This is a genomic window from Arthrobacter sp. 10L430, from assembly GCF_056395245.1.
The window spans coordinates 62,605-79,272 of sequence record NZ_JBFTJD010000006.1 but is presented as its reverse complement, the minus strand read 5'-3'; the positions used below and the strand labels follow the sequence as shown (position 1 = coordinate 79,272).

The following is a 16,668-nucleotide window of genomic DNA, read 5'->3' as shown; positions in this document are numbered from 1 at the left end:
AACAGAGTCCTGCCGAGCCTGCCCGGGGTTCAGTGCTCTCATTTCGTCTCTCCTGAATTAACGCGAGGTGTTGCCAAGACCCATAGGGGGACCGGTCACCAGCTGGCGGAATCCAGTAGTCTCTGCGAGGTCATTCATGCATCTCCGTATCCGAGGCCGTGCTCCCCGCAGATTGGTTCGAGGGGAACAGGCAGTGGCTTTAGGCAAAGCCCGTAAATTCCGACGCATCGTCCGGATCCCCGATGAAGCCTGGAAGTAACTGCAACTCTTCGGTCTCTAGCTTCGTGACTCTAAAGATTTGTTTCATAGAAAATCCTAAGGGTGTCCTTCCGGTGATGGTTGTCCTTTCGTGCAGTTTTTGACGACATGTGAGCCATTTCGTGCACAGAGACGACCGTTCAGCCAACGCTCGGCCCAGGCAGGTTCCTCCGTCGCCCAATTTTGAAGAGAGGCGTGGATGGGCCCCGCCCGGTCAAATGCAACGCGCGATCCAAGGCACGCGACCAGGTCGATCGAGCAATCCCCCCGGAAGACGCAGTGAACCACTCAGAAGGACGCTCCGCCGGCAGCGCCCTGGCGCTTCGGAGAACCGGACAGGGTGGAGGCCCCTCTGGCGAGTGGCGGTCGGGCATTCGTGCCAGACGCGGGACACAAAGGGACGGAGAAGCGCTTAGCAGAGCACACGGGCGGTGAACATTTTGCCGTGCCGGATGCTACGCCTCCGTTCTAGATCCCCATCCGTTTTCTTAGTTCAGCGGCTCGAATCCGCAGCACTTCCGGGTTCTCCTGCACGTCCCTCAGGGAGGAGCCGGTTGCGTCCCTGACAGCACGCCGCATGGCTCGCAGGCTTGTGAACCCGCTGGCGTCCGCTATGTCCGCCGGGGATCGTTTCCAGTGGCCTGAGTCGGTGAGGAGCTCGAGGGCCTCCAGGGTTCTCAGCGCGCGGATGTATCCGCTGACTTGAAACACTTCTTTTTCGAAGAGGTAGTAAAGGGCACGGCGTGAAAGGAACGAGTAGGCCACCACCTCGTCCACATCAAGGGCCTGGTTCCGGAAGTTCTTGCGTATGAACTTCTTGACCGCCGCGATCCGGGCCGGTTGCAGGTCGCCGTCCTCGGCGGGCGCTTCGAGCAGCGAGCTGGCCAGGGCCGTCATCATGGACCGGATGACCGGCTGGAGACGGGGCATCTCCTGGTCCATGCCCGTCCGCTGCCAGCCGGACAAGACAGGAAGGATCAACCCGCGCACCAGAGAATGCTCGCTGATGTCGCCCAATCCCTCCAGCCGTTTCACGGACTTGTCGTCTAAACCCAGCAGGGACCGATCGAGTTGGATCCGCACAGCGCTTAGGCCGGTTGGCGCATGGAAGTTGCCGGGGGAAGAAAGATCAAGAAACCTGACTGTGCCAGGAGAAACTTCTTCGGAGCGTCCCGAGAAGCTGAATTTAGCGCACGAGCTTCTGAAATGCACCAGCCAGTGCCCGGAGGACGTATCCCCCTTCCAGTAGCACGCGGCCGGTTCGTTGGTGACATCAACCAGGCTGAACCCGGGACCGTCCAGGCTTAAGGCGGTTGGATTGAAACCCGGTCGTATTAGCCTTTCGGTTTTTTCCAACCGGACGGGAGTGGCGATGGCGCTGCCGTACCAGGTGCGCCAGTGTTCGAATTTTTCCTCGGGGTTCAGCCCGGCGGGAACACTGTAGCGTCTGATCCGGTCAAGTGACGCACCCTGAGGGCCAGCATCCACGCTGGCGTGCGGCGGGTCTTGCATGGATTTGGGACCTTCCGGCTGTATGAAAACCGAGATTCAATGTGGCGCATCTCTGCAACAGAAAGTGTCATTGTGCGTTGTACGGAACTTAGCTTAGGTGCCCACCATGGGGGAAACGCCGCACCCATGTCTCGGCCATCACTGGGCAGGCGAACGCTGCTTCCCTCCGGGATCGGTTCAGATTCAGCAATCATGGGTTCACACTCTCGACTTCCCTGCGAGCACATGCCCACGAGCGGGCTGAGTCAGCCAGAGAGGGGGTACCGCGATCCAGACGGCCAATCGGACCTCGTCGGCTTTCCGCACCATCGTTTTCCTCCGCGATCAGGGGGTCAGTGCTGTCGAGAGATGTGTCAGGAGTGGTCGCGTTCCTCAGTGATTCCATAGGGAACATCGCCGCTCACGGCCACGGTGAAGGACGAGGGCCCATGCCGCGTGACGAGGACACCGTGCTTGCCCTCACCCATGGCGTGTTGTTGGGCTAATTCGACCGCCGCGTTCAGGTCACCGGTGACCAACCGCGGCGTGTCTCCCGTGACGCGATAAATACGGCCGGTCTCGGTGGTCGTAATCACTGTGCCGTTCCTTCTCTCTGTGGGCCTTGGGTCCTGGACATACGGCTCTTTCAATTGGATCCGGACGCCGAAGTGAGGTTTCAACAGCTCTGCGTAGCCTTCGCTGGCTCTCCGCAACCGGGACCGCCACCCGCAAAGGGCCGACATGGACCAGCAGTTGTTATAAGTGGAACGTGAATTCAGAACACCCATTAGGCCGCACTCCAAATGACCGGGCTACGCGCAGTGACTCCCGTTTCTCTCTCTCCGAGGCTCGGAAAATCAGCCTCGCAGGAAATCCTACGGCCGACCACGTTCGGAGAAGACGGCCAAGAGGCCATTTCGTGCAGACCTGGGCGGTAGATGGAACATCTCGTGCACAACAGGAACGAATGGCATGAGGCTGATCGTCGAAAACGAAAACCTGGAGTTCAATAGTGCGATGGACGCGAGCGTGCCCGCCCGGCTCCTCAGGCCCTCGCACCCAGCCTAAAATGCAGAACTAGCTTTCTCACAGACGCGTCAAGGGTTCAGCGCGCAGAAGAAGACTATGCGGGCCCCAATTTGTCAGATTCGGGTGTGCTCCAACCTGTCGGAGCCGGGAACGCCGGCCCTGCCCGCCCAAGGCTGCCAACTGCTGACCCAGGTCAGGGGGGCGTTCGTATGCCTGGGCGAGGATCAACAGTGAAATGGACAAGTAGAGTGCTGTGCCGTCGAGGTCCAAGGAGTAGCCGGTTGGCACCATCAGCCCGCCCTTAACGCCCACTGGCCGGTCCATGCCGAAGGAAGCGCAGGTGCTCGTGGATCATTGCCACTGCCGTTGAGCCTTCACCGGCGGCAGCCGTTACGCGTTTCACTGATCCATGCCGGACATCACCGGCCGCGAACATGCCGGGGATGCTGGTTTCCAGGGGCAGCCGGCTGCGGTCCAGATGGCTGAACTCAGGAGGAAGCTCCTCGAGATCAGCCCCGGTGAGAACGAAGCCGTGGTCATCCAGGGCGAGCGTACCCTGCAGCCATTCTGTGTGCGGCTTGGCCCCTATGAAAATGAAGAGGTACCGGGAATCGAAGGTGCGTTGTTCACCCGTGGCTGCCAGATCGATGACGATCCGTTCAAGGGCACCTGAACCGTCTACGCCCACGATTTTGGCCGCCAGCAGCACCTGTATGCCGGGGTGCTCTTCGATCCGTTCCGCGAGGTACCCCGACATGTCCGCGCGAAGGTCTGCCCCCCGCACCACCAGCCGCACCGGTGCTCCCGTTCCGGCCAGGAAAAGCGCGGCCTGTGCCGCGGAGTTTCCACCTCCGACGACGGCCACCGGTTGCAGACCGCAGAGCCTGGCCTCATGGACAGTGGCAGCGTAGAAGACGCTGGTCCCCTCGAATTCCTCCAGCCGGGGTACGGGCAGGCGGCGGTACCGGACCCCGGTGGCGAGCAGCGCTGCCCGTGACACGGCGGGACCGCTCTCGTTGAACTCGGCGCGGAATTCGCCGTCCCTCAACGCGATGGTGTTTGCCCGGCAGGCGACGTTGATCTGGACTCTGAACTTTCGGGCTTGAATGATCGCTCTTTCAGTGAGTTCCCCACCGGAGATTCCGGCGGGAAAGCCCAGGAAGTTCTCGATCCGCGGGGAGGTGGCGGCCTGCCCACCTATCGCGAGGGCTTCTTTGAGGACGACCGACAACCCGTCCGACGCCGCGTAGACGGCGGCCGCCAAGCCGGCCGGGCCGGCCCCGATCACGATGAGATCGTACGAGGCAGAATGCTCTTTCACCACCCGCAGGCCCATGGCGAGGGCCAGATCTGTGTTGGAGGGGTTTCTGAGGACCTGTGAGGCGTTTAGCGCCACTGCGGGCAGGTCACTTGCGGGGATCCCGGCGCGGTTCAGGATAGCCTGTGTCTGCTCGTCGTCCTCCAGATCGACCAGCCGGTGAGGCAGGCGGTTGGCGGCTGCAAATTCCAAGAGGCGAAGCGTGTCACGGCTGAAGCGGGATCCAATGATGCGGATGCCCGCGCCCGCGCTGATCAGCAGGATTCGGCGCTGCAGATATGCCCGCAGGATGGTCTCGCCCACCGCGGCGTCCGTCAGAACCACACGGCGCAGGTCGTCCCCGCTGATCTGGAGCACTTCACCCGCCTCGGCGGCCACAGTGCTGACAAAGGCCGGTTGCCCATCGACCAGGCCCAATTCCCCGAGGAACCGTCCGGGACCGTGAACTTCGAGAATCCGCGTCCCGGGGCCCGGCTCAGCAGGCTGTCTGCCACCGGCGGCGTGCAGCCCCTCCACGACCAGTACGGTGCCTTGGAGTATGACGAAGAAGTCAGTGTCGAAGTTTCCCTCGTGTATGAGGATTTCACCGGCCAGAGTGGCCCGTCTGGTGCCGGCACGGCCTAACAATTCGATCTCGGCCTGGCCGAGCCGTGGATAGGCGCCGGAGGCATCCGGCGTTTCGGCCAGCGTCGAGCGTGCGAAAGGTTCCATCAGTTGGTCCCGCCCGCCAGAATCCTAGACGAATGTCTCATGGGGATAGCACCAGCGCCAATCCTCGCCGGGTTCCAGGGAACGAACGTTGGATGCAACTCGGTGGCGTGAGCCCGGGCGTGCCGCATGGGTGAGGAGTCACAACACCCGACATGGCCGCAGGTAAGACACAAACGCAAATGAACCCAGGCAGTGCCCAACGACAGGCATTCCTCGCAGCCCTGCCGTGTGCGCACCCGAACCGGACGAATCCGCGCCAGATGCGGATCACGAATTCCAGGAATCATGTTGGCTCCTATGTCGGTCCGGCCGTGGAAACGGGCACAGGCAGATGGCGGATCAGCTCTTTCATGCAACCCGAAGGCCTTGCCCTCGGTTGGCAGGCTCTTAGCCCATCGAGAGCCTTGTATCGGGGCTTTCGCCCAGCCTGCGCAGTCCGACTCCGGAGGTGATCAGAAGTATTCCGAAGAGAATTGCGAAGGACGAGAGCAGACCCAGGAGGCTCAGGATGCCTGGGCCGGGAAAGGTGACTAGGAAGAGGCCGAAAAGAGTGGTGACGATGCCTGTGATCAGCCAGAGCCACCAAAGCCCGACGGTCCTTTTGACTTCAAAGGCGAGAGCCATCTGGGAGATACCGAGAATAACCGCCCACACGCCTATTACGAGCGCGAGCGAAAGGGCGGTGATGCCCGGCCAGACGAACGCGACGAGACCCGCGAGCACGGAGATGATGCCGCCTACCAGTTGCCAGACGGACCGGCGCCTCTTGCGCGTGACGTAGTGAACGATGTTGGTGACGCCGTCAAAGACAGCGTAGATTCCGAAGAGGATCACTAGTGCGAGTACGGACACGCCGGGCCAAACGACAACTAAAATGCCGAACAGAACGGCCGCAACGCCCCGGATAATTAGCGCAGTTCCTGATCCCTTAAACAATTGTTGTGCCGGTGTGTCAGACATAGCCAGACCTCTGTTTCTGGAATTGGTTCATTCGTAAACTTGCTGGCCCGGGGACTTCGAACAGGGTCTATTCCTTTGCAGTGCTCCCCAGCGTGACTTTCGATGATTTTGTGTCTTGCCCGCGCTGGAACTCGACGTCGGACTGCTGCCCGGGCTCTTTCTTGCGGATTGCGGCCAGGAGGTCGGTCACACTGGTGATCTTCTGCCCGTCGAACTGGGTGATGATGTCTCCTGGTTGCAGCCCCGCTTTGGCTGCCGGTCCTCCTTGGGCAACTTCGATGACCAGCGCGCCTGACGTTATGGGCAGGCCAAAGCGGCTTGCGACCTCAGGAGAGATGTCGGTCGGCATAATCCCAAGGACCGCGTGCGCGGCCACTCCGCTCTTCAGTATCTGGTCCGCTACGTCGATCACGGTCGCCGCGGGAGTTACGAACCCGATCGACACGGCGCCCGAGCTGGGCGGCAGATACGCTTCTGAGAGCCCGATGATCTCCGAGCTGCTGTTGACCACGGCTCCGCCGGAATTGCCCGGGGAGATGGGCGCGTCCGTTTGGATAAGGTCGATAAGCCCCTGCGGCGATCCCTCTGACGGTGGCATGTTCCGGTGAAGTGCGGAAACGATGCCCGCCGTGACGGTCTGCTCCAGCCCCAGCGGACTGCCAATAACAACCGCCAGCTGTCCAACTTCGGGAAGCGTCGTCGAGAACTTGGCGGCCGGAAGGTTGTCCCGGTCAGCCTTCACCACTGCCACATCGGTTGGGTTGTCAACGCCGACGACGGTGGCCAGCGCCTGAGATCCGTCCGCGAAGTGGATCCGAACGCTCTTGAACGGCTTCTTTTGCTGGTCCTCCACAACGTGGGCGTCCGTGACGATGGTGCCGTCGCTGCGGTAGACCACTCCGCTGCCGATGCCACCTGATGTCTGGATCGTGACCACAGAGGGCTCGACTTCTCTGACGATCCCAGGAACGGCTGAAAGGTCCCCTGTGGACCTGGAATCCCCAGCACTTGCGGATTGTGATGCCGGAGCCGGAGGCGACCCTGTGCACGCTGACCCGAATATGAGTAACCCCGCGCCGAGAATGGCGGTCCACGCCCTCCTGCGTCCTGGCGCCGGGAGCGGGGCCTTGCCCGCGGCGGCCGCTGTTCTGCTCATACTCATTGGATTCCCGCAACCTTCTGTGGCTGACTACGGCGACATATATCACTTTGAGATGAGTCTCCTCCGGCGCCACCGCGCCCGCATGGCCCCGGGACGCCTAAAAACCGCCCGTACTTGACTCTCTCAGGTCCAATCGCAGGCAGCTGGTGCGCGCTTCCGCTTCACCTTGATCTGAGCTGTCAACGCGGCCGTGCGGATCGGAGGCGCCAGACCCGCGTGGCAACGTGCAGGTTAAGGCGGGTCTCGGGGTCAGCGAGGTCAAATCCGGTGATCTGCCGGATGGACTTCAGCCGGTATCGGAGCGTGCTCCGGTGAATGGCGAGGCTGTCGGCCGTGTCGTCGTAGTTGCCGCCATGATCCAGATACTGCGCCAAGGTGTGCACCAGATCGGATCCTCGGCGGGCGTCGTTAGTCTGTAGTGCACCTAGCCACTCCTCGACGTAGCCGGAGAGGTCAGTTTCGCTGCCGGGCATGTCCAGGATGCGGTAGATCCCCAGTTGGTCGTAGCGCGTGAGCCCGTAGGGGTCGATGGACTGCACCCGGATGTGCAGCGCACGCAGGGCCTGCGCGTAAGAGCGTGGGAGCTGGGTGACATCGCGGCTTGGGCCGCCGATGCCCACGGCTCCGGTGGCGCTGCGCAGAGTCCTTGCCGCAACAGTAAAGAGCTCTGTATCGAGCGGGTCTCCCGTAGCCACGGCAAGTGTTATGTCCGGACGGCGGGAGACGAGCGCAGGGGTCTGGAGTTCCCGCAGCGTCCTGCGCAGGGCGACTACGACCGTATCGTCCGTTCTTGGCGGTTGCCATTGAGCGACGATGACGTGCTGCGGACCCGTGATATCATATCCCAATGCCTCGGCACGTACGGCTGCGGTCTCTTCATCCATTCCGGACACCAGTTCATACACCAGGTCGCGCCCCAGTTTCAGTTCCAGTTGGGCGATGCTGCGGCGGTGCGACAACTCGACCTGCAAGAGCCGCGTTCCATACTCCAAGGCGAAGACGTCGTCGGCCGTGTAGGGCCTGCCGTTCTCGAGCAAGCACATTGCCCCGAGCACGTCCCTGTCCGGCAGGACCAACGCCACGAGCCTTCGGGGTTCTTGGACCGGCAAGCCGGAGGCGAGCCAGAGCTGCGCCGTCCGCGACCTGTCGGCCGCGCTGGGCCGAGGGTACGGACGCCCGGATTTGCTACCGGCCGCGGCGCGGATATTGCCGAACCCGTCCTCAATGCAGACCGGGCGGTCCGTCAGCACTGACAGCACTTCCGCCAAAAGTGACTCCCGCGACGTCATTTGTCCGAGGGGGCGGTGAGAGTGCCATCCAGGGAGTTCTGAATCGACGTTCGGGTTTCGAGCTGCAGTACCGTTGCCGAGAGGATACGCAGGCGATCGTCCACGTCACGGGCATTGGAGAGCAGGGCCATGTGCTTCTGCTGGTGCGCTCCTGCCGTTTCGTCAGCGGGTCCGGGGACAGCTTTTCCGGCCATTGCGCGTAGCTCGATCATCTGGGCCGGACTCGGAGCGGTGCCGGCATTCAGGACAAGGCATCCGTTCAGCTCTCCGCTGTCGCCAAAGGTGGAGAGCGCGTATCGCCATCCCGGGCCTGTGGTGGGGAGTGCGGCATCCCTGCCTTGGAGCTGGCGGACATCGTGGTCCTGGGCCGTCGGCGCCCGGTTCGGGCTCGGAAGCAGGTGACCGTCCACCACAAGATAGCAGGCCGCTACATGGCAGAATTCCAGTACAGAAACAGAGTGTACGGCCTTGCCGAGAATCTCTTCGGCCCTTAGTCGATCGAACATTTAGTTGACCTGCGGTCTCTGAGCACAGTTGAGGGACTCGTTCGTGGGCGAGATGTGTGCCGGCGGATCCCCGAATAATCCCAGCGTCTTCGAGAATACGCCTGTGGACCCTATCCTGATAGGTCAATTCCCTGGAGCATATTTGGACCTTGGAGGGTCATGCCGTCGTTCCCCTCCACGGGCAGACTCAACCCTATAAGGCCCCATGACAAAGCCCTTTGAGCCTCGCGGCCCAGCAGGACGGGGCGTGGAATCATGCGGTGCAATCTCGGGGCGGACGCCGCCACAGGACAGGGTCGCGCCCTCTAGGACCGGAGCGAGTCATGGCCAAAGCAGTAGGAATTGATCTTGGAACAACAAACTCGGTGATCGCCGTCTGGGAAGGCGGGGAAGCCCGCGTTATCCCCAACGCAGAAGGCGCCCGGACCACACCGTCGGTGGTGGCATACACGGACAGCGGCGAACGGCTTGTGGGGCAGCTGGCCCGGCGGCAGGCGATTCTGAACCCCAAGGGAACCATCACGTCGGCCAAGCGGTTTATCGGCCGACACTATGACGAGATCACGGATGAAGCCAAGGCCGTGAGTTTCGACGTCGTAGCGGACGACAACGGCGTGGCGCGTTTTCAGGTTCAGGGCAAAAAAGTAGCACCCGAAGAGGTGAGCGCGCTTGTTCTCCGTAAGCTAGTGGACGACGCCGCGAAGCAGCTGGGCGAAAAGGTGACGGAGGCCGTCATTACGGTTCCCGCGTACTTTAACGACGCGCAGCGCACCGCGACCAAGGACGCGGGCAGGATTGCGGGGCTGGAAGTCCTGCGTATCATCAACGAACCGACTGCAGCGGCCCTGGCCTACGGCATCGACAAACGTCAGCATGAGACGGTTTTGGTTTTCGACCTTGGCGGCGGAACCTTTGACGTGAGCCTGCTGGACGTAGGGGATGGCGTCGTGGAGGTCCGCTCCACGGCGGGTGACACGCACCTCGGCGGAGACGATTTTGACCGCCGCCTTGTCGATTACCTGGCCGACGACTTCCAGAAGCAGGAGGGCATCGACCTCCGGTCGGACGCCCAGGCGTTGCAACGCCTGTTTGAGGCGGCCGAGAAGGCGAAGGTCGAGCTGAGTTCTGTGACCCAGACCCAGGTCAACCTTCCCTTCATCACTGCCGACGCCACGGGCCCCAAGCATCTGACGACCACCGTTCGGCGCTCCGTTTTTGAAGACATCACCCATGACCTGGTGGAACGCACCATGGATCCGGTCAAGCAGGCGATGACGGACGCCAAGGTTACAGCCAACGACATCGATGAAGTGATTTTGGTTGGCGGTTCTACCCGTATTCCCGCGGTACAGAACCTCGTCCGGCGTCTGACCGGCGGCAAAGATCCCAACATGAGCGTCAATCCGGACGAAGTCGTCGCTATCGGTGCGGCGATCCAGGCCGGCGTGCTTAAAGGAGAGGTCTCGGACGTCCTGCTACTGGACGTTGTGCCGCTTTCCCTAGGTGTCGAGACCCGCGGCGGTGTCATGACAAAGATCATCGAGCGCAACACGACCATCCCCGCCAGACGCAGCGAGGTGTTCTCCACCGCCGACGATAACCAGCCCGCCGTGGACGTGGTGGTCTTGCAGGGGGAGCGGGAACTCGCGACGGATAATCGGGTGCTGGGCCGGTTCCAGCTGACCGATATCCGGCCAGCGCCCCGCGGAGAACCGCAGATCGAGGTCACGTTCGACGTCGACGCCAACGGCATTCTGAATGTCACCGCCCGCGACAAGGACACGGGCAAGGAACAGGGCATCACCATCAGCGAAGGCTCCAACCTCGACGCCAAGGAAGTCGAGCGCATGATCGCCGAGGCTGAGTCTCACAGAAGCGAAGACCTGCAGAACCGGGAGCGGATCGACACTCTCAACGAACTCGATGCGGTGGCCTACCGCGTTGAGCGGGCCGTTAATGAGCTTGGCAGCGCAGTGCAAATGCACGACAAGGCCCGAGCGGAACTGCTGGTTGGCCAGGCGCGGGACGCCGTCAGCAACCAGGCGGACGTTGGCGCCGCGAGGGAACTGATTTCCGAGCTTCAGCAGCTGCAGTCGGCGCTGAGTGCCTCGGCTGCCTCCGCGGCCACTGCAGGCGCGGGCCGGGGATCCGCATCTCAGCCCGGAGCGTCCAACGATGCAGATGACGATGACATCGTCGATGCAGAATTCGATCGTGGCTAGGAACGGCCATGAGCGACCAGGCAGGGCCGGCTGGACAGGCCCATCCAGGGAGCGACGAGGCAGAGGCCGCCGCACCCGATGAAAGGGAAACCGACGCGGCGGCACAGGCGGAAGCGCTGGCCAAAATGGAGGATCTGTGGCGCCGTGCGCTGGCTGACGCAGATAACGTTCGAAAGCGCGCCGCCCGGGATGGCGCACAGCTAAGGGCACAGGAGCGCGCAGCGGTCTCTTTGGCGTGGCTGCCCGTGCTGGACAATCTGGAACTGGCCCTGGCTCACGCCCCGTCTGCCGGGGACCCGCTCGTCGATGGCATAGCCGCTATACGATCCCAGGCCATCGATACCCTGGCCCGCCTGGGCTACCCTCGGATCGACGCCGAGAACGTCCCCTTCGACCCGCGGATTCACGAGGTGGTCAGTGTGTCGGAAACGGACGGGACTCCCCCCGGGACTGTCCTGACCGTACTGCGCCCGGGCTACGGCGGCACGGACACCGTCCTCAGGCCAGCCGCCGTCGTTGTGAGCCGGGCGGTGAACGCTGACCGTGGCTAAGGACCCATATTCCGTTCTCGGCGTCTCCCGGACGGCGGACGCCGACGAGATCCAGCGCGCCTACCGCAAGCTGGCGCGAAAGTATCATCCGGACGTTAATCGCGATCCGGACGCCGGTGACAAGTTCAAGGAGATCGGCGAGGCCTACAGCACTCTTTCGGATGCCGAAACGAAGGCCCGCTATGACCGTTTCGGCGCCGATTACCGGCAGTACGCCGGCAGCGGAGCGGGTCCGGCTGGAGGCACTCCGCGACGGGGGGCTGGCGGCCCTCGGCCAGGTCCGCGGCCGGGACGCGGCGGGTACGGCAACGTTGACGTCAATATGGGTGGCGACCTCGATTGGGAGGATCTGCTCGGTGGCTGGTTCCGTCAGCAGGGTGCAGGCCCGGACCAGGGGGCGGACCACGAAGCCGAGCTTCGGCTGACCCTCGAAGAAGCGATCCGTGGCGGACGGCGCACGGTCCGTCTGGCCCAGCCGGGTGGCGAAACCCGGAACTATGACGTCGACGTGCCCGCGGGTGTGCTGGACGGCCAGCGCATCCGCCTCGCGGGGGAGGGTGCCGGGGGCCGCGACGGGGGTCCGCCGGGGGATCTGTTCCTGACCGTACGCATCCAGCCGGACGCCAGATACCGGCTCAAGGGCAGGGACATCCATTTCGACCTTCCCGTCACGCCGTCGGAAGCCGCTCTCGGGGCCAAGATCAAGGTCAACGCGCCTGCGGGACCGGTCACCATCACCGTTCCCGAAGGGTCTTCCAGCGGGCGCAGACTTCGGCTTCGCGGCCAGGGCGTGCCCGACCCGAAGGGCCAGCCGGGGAATCTCTACGCGGAGATCCGCGTCATGGTGCCCCCGCGGCTGAGCGGTGAGGTGCGCAAGCTATACGAGCAGCTTGCCGCCGTGTCCGACTTTCACCCGAGGGAGGGGCTTGTATGAGCCGAGAATATCCGCTCGCCTATCCGTGGCGCCTGAATCTCGAGGCGGTGGCACGCAGCAGCGGCGTCCACCCCGACGTCGTCATGCGGTTCGTAGATCTGGATCTGATCCGGCCGCTGGGCGACGCCTCGGGCGGACCCTGGTTCAGCCCTCGGGCCCCGGAACTCATAGCTCGCGTCATGAGACTCCATTCGGAGCTGTCGCTGAACTACGCGGCAATCCCGCTGGTACTCGACTTGCTGGCGCGGGTGGACACGCTGGAACGACGTTTGGTTGAAATCACGCACGTGGAAAGGACTACTTCGCGATGAACATGGAGAGTTTGACACAAAAGTCGCAGGAGGCCCTGGCCGAGGCTCAACGGATAGCCCAACGCAATGGGCACACTGAGACTGACGGCGAACACCTGCTGCTGGCCCTGCTGGAGCAGGAAAATGGTCTTGTCCCTCGCCTGCTCGTGGGCATGCAGGTGGATGTGGATGAGCTGAGGGCTGCCGTCGAGGCCGAGCTGAGGCGCAAGCCAAAGGTCACGGGCCCGGGAGCGGCACCGGGCCAGGTGTATGTGAGCCGCAGGCTGGGCGCACTCTTGGACACAGCCGAACGTGAAGCCAAGCGACTCAAAGACGAGTATGTCTCGGTGGAGCACCTGCTGGTTGCCTTGGCGGAGGAAGGAAGGTCCGCTGCGGCCGGAAGGGTGCTGGCTGATCACCGGATCACCCGCGAGGCATTCCTCTCGGTCCTGACCCAAGTACGGGGAAATCAGCGAGTCACCTCGGCAACACCGGAACAGACTTACGAGGCGCTGGAGAAATACGGCCGCGATCTCGTGGCGGACGCCCGCACCGGAAAGCTGGATCCGGTCATCGGCCGGGACGCGGAAATCCGGCGGGTCGTCCAGATACTTTCCCGCAAGACCAAAAACAACCCGGTGCTCATCGGTGAGCCTGGAGTCGGCAAGACCGCCATCGTAGAGGGACTCGCCCAGCGGATCGTCCGGCAGGACGTGCCGGAAGGGCTGAAGAGCAAGACCATCTTCTCGCTCGACATGAGCGCCCTCGTGGCCGGTGCCAAGTACCGCGGCGAGTTTGAGGAGCGGCTAAAGGCAGTGCTCGCCGAAGTGCTTGCTGCGGAGGGAAGGATTCTGCTCTTCGTCGACGAGCTGCACACCGTCGTGGGGGCCGGCGCGGCCGAGGGATCAATGGACGCCGGGAACATGCTCAAGCCAATGCTGGCCCGCGGGGAGCTTCACATGATCGGGGCCACCACACTCAACGAATACCGTAAACACATCGAGTCGGACGCGGCATTGGAACGCCGCTTTCAGCCGGTCCTCGTTGAGGAACCTGACGTCGAGGACGCCATTTCCATTCTTCGCGGGCTGCGGGAGCGGCTGGAGGTGTTCCACGGTGTGCGGATCCAAGACAGTGCTCTGGTGGCTGCGGCCACCCTTTCCCACCGGTACATCACCGACCGGTTCCTCCCGGACAAGGCCATTGACCTCGTGGATGAGGCGTGCGCCCGGCTGCGGACGGAAATTGATTCGATGCCGGCGGAACTGGATGAGCTCACCCGGAAGGTCACGCGGCTCGAAATAGAAGAGGCAGCACTCTCCAAGGAGACCGATCCGGCCAGCAAGACCCGGCTCGAGGAGCTGAGGCGCGAATTGGCGGACCTGCGCGCCGAGGCCGACGCGAAGAGGGCCCAATGGGAAGCCGAGCGCCAGGCGATCCACAAGCTGCAGGAAATCCGCAGCGAACTGGAGCGGGTGCGGCAAGACGCTGAGGAAGCCGAGCGGAACTACGACCTCAACCGGGCCGCGGAGCTACGCTACGGCAGACTTGCCGACCTCGAACGGCGGCTGGCCGCCGAGGAGGAACGGCTGACCGCGAAACAAGGTGAAAAACGCCTGCTCCGCGAGGTGGTGACGGATGACGAGATCGCCGACATCGTCGCCGCCTGGACCGGCATACCCGTCGCACGGCTGAAGCAGGGCGAACGCGAAAAAGTCCTGCACCTGGATGAAATCCTCCGCGCCCGCGTCGTGGGGCAGGAAGAAGCGATTAGCGCGGTGACGGACGCCATCATCCGCGCCCGCTCCGGTATCCGGGATCCCCGCCGGCCCATCGGCTCCTTCATCTTCCTCGGCCCGACCGGCGTCGGAAAGACCGAGCTTGCAAAGGCTCTGGCCGCGGCGCTCTTCGACAGCGAGAACGCAATGATCCGGCTGGACATGAGTGAGTACCAGGAGCGCCACACCGTGAGCCGCCTGCTGGGGGCGCCTCCTGGCTACATCGGCTACGACGAAGGAGGACAGCTCACCGAAGCGGTACGCCGGAAGCCCTACTCGGTGGTGCTGTTCGATGAGGTGGAAAAGGCCCATCCGGACATTTTCAACACCTTGCTGCAGGTACTCGACGACGGAAGGATTACGGACTCCCAGGGCCGCACCGTCGATTTCCGCAACACCGTCATCATCATGACCTCCAATATCGGCTCCCAGTACCTTCTGGAGGGTTCGGCCGAAGGCGGGGCGATCACCGAGGAGGCGCGCGGCATGGTGATGGGTGAGCTCCGGGCACACTTCCGCCCCGAGTTCCTCAACCGCGTGGACGATACGGTCCTGTTCGCGCCCCTGGGACTCCCGCAAATCGAACGCATCGTCGATCTGCAGTTCCAGCAGCTCCGGCAGCGGCTGGCCGAGCAGCAAATAGAGCTGCACCTGACCGAGGAGGCGCGCCTTCTGATAGCCGAACGCGGCTTCGATCCGGTCTACGGAGCCCGGCCCCTGCGCCGCTATATTTCCCATGTGGTGGAAACCCAGGTGGGCCGGGCCCTGCTGCGCGGCAGCATCGCGGAGGGGGGAGTGGTCACGGTGACCGCATCCGGAGGGGAACTAGTGGTTGACTACAGCACGATGGAACTGGAACGGGCCGGAACCGCATGAATAAGGCCATCATCAAATGTCCCCATTGCGGCAAATCCAACCGCGTTCCGGCCGTCGCCGACGGCCGGCCCCGCTGCGGCAGTTGCCACCGGCAGCTGCCCTGGGTGGTTGAAGCGGGCGACGACGACTTCGGCGAGATCGCCGAACGGTCCGGCGTTCCGGTACTGGTGGACTTTTGGGCTGTGTGGTGCGGACCCTGCCGGATGGTCAGCCCCGTGCTGGACGAGTTGGCACACGAACGCGCGGGACAGATCAAACTCGTAAAGGTCGACGTCGACCACTCACCGCAGCTCTCCGCCAGATTCGCCATTCAGGCAGTGCCCACGTTGATGGTCATCGTCGACGGCAATATCGTCGCGAGGCAGGCCGGTGCAGCTCCCGCCCCCGCGCTGAGGTCCTGGCTGGAGGGGGCACTGACGAAGTAACACAAGAACAGCGGACGACGGCGGGCGGTCCCACCATCGACCCTCACGGACCGCGGGAGTCCCCGATTCAGATGAGCCGAGAATAATCCTGCAGTCTGCCGGTTCAATGAGAAACCGGACAACTACGGTGCTATCCCGTCTACGTGGGTATCCGGCACATCTAAGTTGCCCCCAAACTGATCTCGCCGGCTTGGGGGTCAACTGTGCTGAACCGTACGTACCCGATCCACTGTCCAACCGCCAGCGCCTCCCACCATCGACCCGTCAGATAGAGTTCCAGGCATTTCCAGAAAAACGTCAAGACACTAGGCTCGCCGACGTCAGGTTGGGATGTAGTCCAACCGGAACCTGAACAGAGAAGCGGCCAGCCATGTGGTCGGATCGCCATTGCACCGCGATCGAACTGTACCAGTGACGGCAAGCAGCCAGCAGCTCTTAGATGCGCGCATCGGTCCTGTGGTTAAACATGAGGGATATGAGACGGGTGGCGGAAAATTTTGTGCGCTGCTTAGTAGTGCTTGGCGAATTGGTTACATTGAAAGGTTGTGTAGAGCACCACAGTGACGGGATCACTAAAATCCCGGCGATCACGACTGCGTTGGCTACCAGCATGTTTTCGGTAGCTGAGGCCTCTGCCAGAGCGAGTCCCGGGAGGACATAGGGATATTGTGAGATCCCCAGCTCCACCAGAGTGCGGTAACGGTTTTGCGAAACCTGGGAGCGGCCTCGGACCCGAGTTAAGTTGCCGAGGCCACCTCCTCGAAGCTGGGCACGGCAACCGCACCGGCCAGCGGTAAGGAAGGAAGCGGATCGGGCGCCCGATGTCGTCCGATTGATAAGTTTCGGCGCGCGGTGGAAAACTGCTGCC

General features: G+C 62.9%; 14 protein-coding genes and 1 pseudogene. 6 read left to right on the top strand and 9 right to left on the bottom strand.

The window, feature by feature from the left end; translation table 11 throughout:
- Positions 1 to 726: 726 nt before the first annotated feature.
- From AC1DDG_RS08775 to AC1DDG_RS08735, 9 genes and pseudogenes are all read right to left on the bottom strand, one after another.
- Complete coding sequence (locus tag AC1DDG_RS08775; protein ID WP_476875752.1) at positions 727 to 1,293, bottom strand: helix-turn-helix domain-containing protein; 567 nt, start codon at positions 1,291 to 1,293, stop codon at positions 727 to 729.
- An 830-nt stretch (positions 1,294 to 2,123) separates the two neighbouring features.
- On the bottom strand, positions 2,124 to 2,345 hold the full coding sequence (locus AC1DDG_RS08770; RefSeq protein WP_476875751.1) for a hypothetical protein: 222 nt from the start codon (positions 2,343 to 2,345) through the stop codon (positions 2,124 to 2,126).
- Between the two features lie 598 nt (positions 2,346 to 2,943).
- Positions 2,944 to 3,075 (bottom strand): annotated as a pseudogene (locus AC1DDG_RS08765) (glutamate/aspartate:proton symporter GltP); the annotation flags it as partial.
- A 4-nt stretch (positions 3,076 to 3,079) separates the two neighbouring features.
- Positions 3,080 to 4,807: an FAD-dependent oxidoreductase gene (locus AC1DDG_RS08760; RefSeq protein ID WP_476875750.1), complete on the bottom strand. Its 1,728-nt coding sequence runs from the start codon at positions 4,805 to 4,807 to the stop codon at positions 3,080 to 3,082.
- Positions 4,807 to 5,094, bottom strand: a complete 288-nt coding sequence (locus AC1DDG_RS08755; RefSeq protein ID WP_476875749.1) for a UBP-type zinc finger domain-containing protein — start codon at positions 5,092 to 5,094, stop codon at positions 4,807 to 4,809. The genes AC1DDG_RS08760 and AC1DDG_RS08755 overlap by 1 nt, the downstream gene beginning before the upstream one ends.
- A gap of 100 nt (positions 5,095 to 5,194) precedes the next feature.
- Complete coding sequence (locus AC1DDG_RS08750; RefSeq protein ID WP_476875748.1) at positions 5,195 to 5,767, bottom strand: HdeD family acid-resistance protein; 573 nt, start codon at positions 5,765 to 5,767, stop codon at positions 5,195 to 5,197.
- A gap of 67 nt (positions 5,768 to 5,834) precedes the next feature.
- A complete protein-coding gene (locus tag AC1DDG_RS08745) occupies positions 5,835 to 6,704 on the bottom strand; it encodes a S1C family serine protease (protein WP_476875747.1) in 870 nt (289 codons plus the stop codon).
- A gap of 404 nt (positions 6,705 to 7,108) precedes the next feature.
- Positions 7,109 to 8,218 carry a PucR family transcriptional regulator gene (locus AC1DDG_RS08740; RefSeq protein WP_476875746.1) on the bottom strand — a complete coding sequence of 370 codons (1,110 nt, stop codon included), beginning with the start codon at positions 8,216 to 8,218 and terminating at the stop codon, positions 7,109 to 7,111.
- On the bottom strand, positions 8,215 to 8,724 hold the full coding sequence (locus AC1DDG_RS08735; protein ID WP_476875745.1) for a hypothetical protein: 510 nt from the start codon (positions 8,722 to 8,724) through the stop codon (positions 8,215 to 8,217). The genes AC1DDG_RS08740 and AC1DDG_RS08735 overlap by 4 nt, the downstream gene beginning before the upstream one ends.
- A 323-nt stretch (positions 8,725 to 9,047) precedes the next feature.
- Here AC1DDG_RS08735 and dnaK point away from each other — a divergent pair, with 323 nt between their 5' ends.
- The 6 genes from dnaK to trxA are packed head-to-tail and all read left to right on the top strand — an operon-like array spanning position 9,048 to position 15,800.
- Positions 9,048 to 10,946, top strand: coding sequence for a molecular chaperone DnaK (gene dnaK, locus AC1DDG_RS08730; protein WP_476875744.1), 1,899 nt, complete (start codon positions 9,048 to 9,050; stop codon positions 10,944 to 10,946).
- Positions 10,947 to 10,954: 8 nt separating this feature from the next.
- Positions 10,955 to 11,497, top strand: coding sequence for a nucleotide exchange factor GrpE (locus AC1DDG_RS08725; RefSeq protein WP_476875743.1), 543 nt, complete (start codon positions 10,955 to 10,957; stop codon positions 11,495 to 11,497).
- Positions 11,490 to 12,431 carry a DnaJ C-terminal domain-containing protein gene (locus AC1DDG_RS08720; protein WP_476875742.1) on the top strand — a complete coding sequence of 314 codons (942 nt, stop codon included), beginning with the start codon at positions 11,490 to 11,492 and terminating at the stop codon, positions 12,429 to 12,431. Before AC1DDG_RS08725 ends, AC1DDG_RS08720 begins: the two co-directional genes overlap by 8 nt.
- The gene (locus AC1DDG_RS08715) at positions 12,428 to 12,742 is read left to right on the top strand and encodes a chaperone modulator CbpM (protein WP_476875741.1); all 315 of its coding nucleotides are present in this window, start codon (positions 12,428 to 12,430) and stop codon (positions 12,740 to 12,742) included. Before AC1DDG_RS08720 ends, AC1DDG_RS08715 begins: the two co-directional genes overlap by 4 nt.
- Positions 12,739 to 15,375 (top strand): ATP-dependent chaperone ClpB, encoded by a 2,637-nt coding sequence (gene clpB, locus AC1DDG_RS08710; RefSeq protein WP_476875740.1) that lies wholly within the window; start codon positions 12,739 to 12,741, stop codon positions 15,373 to 15,375. Before AC1DDG_RS08715 ends, clpB begins: the two co-directional genes overlap by 4 nt.
- The gene (gene trxA, locus AC1DDG_RS08705; RefSeq protein WP_476875739.1) at positions 15,372 to 15,800 is read left to right on the top strand and encodes a thioredoxin; all 429 of its coding nucleotides are present in this window, start codon (positions 15,372 to 15,374) and stop codon (positions 15,798 to 15,800) included. The genes clpB and trxA overlap by 4 nt, the downstream gene beginning before the upstream one ends.
- Positions 15,801 to 16,668: the final 868 nt, after the last annotated feature.